Source organism: Caballeronia arvi, assembly GCF_001544695.2.
In the GTDB taxonomy this organism is placed as follows: Bacteria; Pseudomonadota; Gammaproteobacteria; order Burkholderiales; family Burkholderiaceae; genus Caballeronia; species Caballeronia arvi.
Genome location: NZ_FCOM02000168.1, coordinates 1 through 2925, shown reverse-complemented (window position 1 = coordinate 2925; position 2925 = coordinate 1). Strand labels below are relative to the sequence as shown.

Genomic DNA, 2925 nt, shown 5'->3' with positions numbered 1-2925 from the left:
TAAAGCGAGAGCCGGGCTCACCCTCTTTCTGTCGACCACCGACGGTACTCCATCACGACTTGCGTGGTGGGCGTCCGCTCGCGTGCCGAACGAACTCGCGATCCGTTGCGCTGCCCAGCGCAGCCTCTTAGCCGCGCGACGGAACAGCGGCGGGACGGGATCGTCTTCGAAGGATCGAGAAGCCATGAGAACGCAAACAAAACGTCTGAACGAGACGCCGAAGGTCAGGCAGGAACGCATCGTCACAACCAGTGGCGAGACCAACTTGACCTCGCAGAGGAACGTTGCGCAAGGCAGGCGCATCGCCGCTTTGAGCGGTCAGGCCGAACATCAGGGCTATCGTTTGACGGCCCGTGCAGAACCCGTGAAGAGTGCGTTGTACGCGGCCCATCTTGTGATCGAAGGGCCTGGCTGCCGGACGCCGCGCCGCTTCCACGCGCTGGACTATTTCTACGACCCCGCACAGGCTTTACGGTACGCGATCCGATGGGGACGGATATGGGTCGACCTTAGGCACACGAAAGTCGCTGCGGAGCGCGTCGCATCGGCAAGCTCGGCGAACTACACGGAACCGCCTTTGAAAGAGGAACGTGCTGACTGGGTTGATAACCATGAGTGAATTCTCGGGCGAAAAGACACTTCGTTTTGTTGCTCGGAAGGCAGGAAGCCCAACAGCGGCGCTTGTCTACTGGCTTGACGTGACGGAGCCGTCCAGTGATGCGAGCGTCACCGAAATAATCGAGCGCTTCGCTCCCCTGATGCAGGTCGTGTTTCCCGACGATCGACCCGGTGCATTCGTCAATCGCAGCGCGTTGCTCGAGATACGGCAGTTCGGAACAATCGATCGACTCATTTTCCTGGACGGTTCGTGGCTCGACGTATGGAATGACCGCGATTGCGCGGATATCTGTAACCTGTATTCCAGCCGGAGGCACACATGTTGTCTGCCAAGAACAATTCAGTCACGGTCATGACCCGCGACCTGGAAGGCCAGCCGGTCGTGTCCGAATCCGACATGGAACGACTTCGGGAATGTGCGCGCCTGCTGAACGTGTCGTCGACAGAGCGCGCATTTCTGGACGCCGTGGAAGCGACAGCCCTGTTTGTCGATTCCGCTGAGATGCCACCGGATGTCGTCACGATGAATACAACGGTCGAATGTACGACCAGCGACGGCACCGATACGCATGAATGGACGCTGGTTTACCCGCGCGAGGCCGACTATCAGCGTGGGCGACTGTCGGTTCTCTCGCCGACGGGCATCGCACTGTTGGGTGCGCGTTGCGGACAAGTCATCATGTGCCTTCCGCCGAGCGGCGTGCCGGTTCATTACGTCATCGAGAAGATCCTGCTGCAACCGGAGAGTCGTCGCTTTTCAGGCTGATGCGTTGGCGCCAGCTTCTGGGCACTAGCGATATCTCGTGGGGAAGACCTGCGAACCCGCCACATAGGTTGTCCCAGCAGCGGAGTCGAATGCCAGCACATCAGGACCGCCGCCCCCGTCAAAGGACTGCGACACGCGAATCGTGCGCGTATTTAGCACGAGTAGCCGATCATTCCCATCGCACGCGATGAATGCGAGACGAAGCTCCGGGACGTCGAGCAAGCCCTGATTGCCCTTGGCGCCTGGCAGGTCGCCAAGACGCTCACTGAGCGAGGCGAGCATGCGACACATGAACGGCGTGACGGAGAAGGGCGTCCGCGTCGGGCAGGATCATCAGTGGGCGAAGCCGTCGAATCGCGACGTTTCGATCAATCGCTGACTCGCCATGCGCACCCCCGCCGTTCGAAGACATCTGTGCGGCGGTTCGACCAGAGAACAACAACGGGCCACCATCTCAGCCAGATCGCGCCATTGCGCCTGTCGCTGCCGGGGCCAACAGCATCCCCCACGCTATGAGCGCCCGGATTAGAATGCATTTAAGACGTGGCTCCATTGGGCGCCCGTCTATCAGTGAGGAGTGGTGCTTTGAACAACAATATGTTCGCTAAGGCGGCTGTGTGGCTCGTGATCGCACTGGTGCTGTTTACGGTGTTCAAGCAGTTCGATAAGCCCCGTGTCGAGGAAGGGGTGTCCTATTCGCAGTTCATGGACGACGCGAAGAACGGCAAAGTCAAGAACGTTACCGTACAGGGCCGCAATCTCACGGTCACGCCGGCGGACGGCCAGAAATACCAGATCGTGTCGCCCGGCGACATCTGGATGGTCGGCGATCTGATGAAATATGGCGTTCAGGTCAGCGGCAAAGCTGACGATGAACCGAATGCGCTCGTCTCCGCGCTGTACTACCTCGGCCCGGCCATCCTGATCATCGGCTTCTGGTTCTTTATGATGAGGCAGTCGCAGGGCGGCGGCAAAGGCGGGGCGTTCTCGTTCGGGAAGTCAAAGGCGCGGCTGATCGACGAGAACAACAACGCAATCAATTTCACCGACGTCGCCGGCTGCGACGAAGCCAAGGAAGAAGTGTCCGAGTTGGTCGACTTCCTGCGCGATCCGCAGAAGTTCCAGAAGCTGGGCGGACGGATTCCGCGCGGCGTGCTGCTGGTCGGCCCTCCGGGTACCGGTAAGACGCTGCTGGCGCGTGCCATCGCAGGTGAAGCGAAAGTGCCGTTCTTCAGCATTTCGGGTTCGGACTTCGTGGAAATGTTCGTCGGCGTGGGCGCGGCGCGTGTCCGCGACATGTTCGAGCAGGCGAAGAAGCTTGCGCCGTGCATCGTGTTCATCGACGAACTCGACGCGGTCGGCCGTCATCGCGGCGCCGGCATGGGCGGTGGCAACGACGAGCGCGAGCAGACGTTGAACCAGATGCTCGTCGAGATGGACGGCTTCGAGGCGAATTCCGGCGTCATCGTGATTGCGGCAACGAACCGTTCGGACGTGCTCGACAAGGCGCTGCTGCGTCCGGGCCGTTTCGACCGCCAGGT

Annotated in this window: 2 protein-coding genes and 2 pseudogenes; 3 read left to right on the top strand and 1 reads right to left on the bottom strand. The window is 60.6% G+C overall.

Features of this window, described 5'->3' with window-relative positions; all coding sequences use genetic code 11:
* A pseudogene (locus AWB74_RS48080) lies at window positions 1–619 on the top strand (hypothetical protein); the annotation flags it as partial.
* Window positions 620–937: 318 nt separating this feature from the next.
* The gene (locus AWB74_RS43875) at window positions 938–1384 is read left to right on the top strand and encodes a GreA/GreB family elongation factor (protein WP_235024952.1); all 447 of its coding nucleotides are present in this window, start codon (window positions 938–940) and stop codon (window positions 1382–1384) included.
* 27 nt (window positions 1385–1411) lie between these two features.
* Here the strand turns inward: AWB74_RS43875 and AWB74_RS48075 are convergent.
* Window positions 1412–1636, bottom strand: a pseudogene (locus AWB74_RS48075) (hypothetical protein); the annotation flags it as partial.
* Window positions 1637–1969: 333 nt separating this feature from the next.
* Between AWB74_RS48075 and AWB74_RS43865 the strand changes: the two are divergent.
* Window positions 1970–2925, top strand: a 956-nt coding sequence (locus AWB74_RS43865; protein ID WP_143749525.1) for an ATP-dependent metallopeptidase FtsH/Yme1/Tma family protein, incomplete at its 3' end; no start/stop codon positions are given.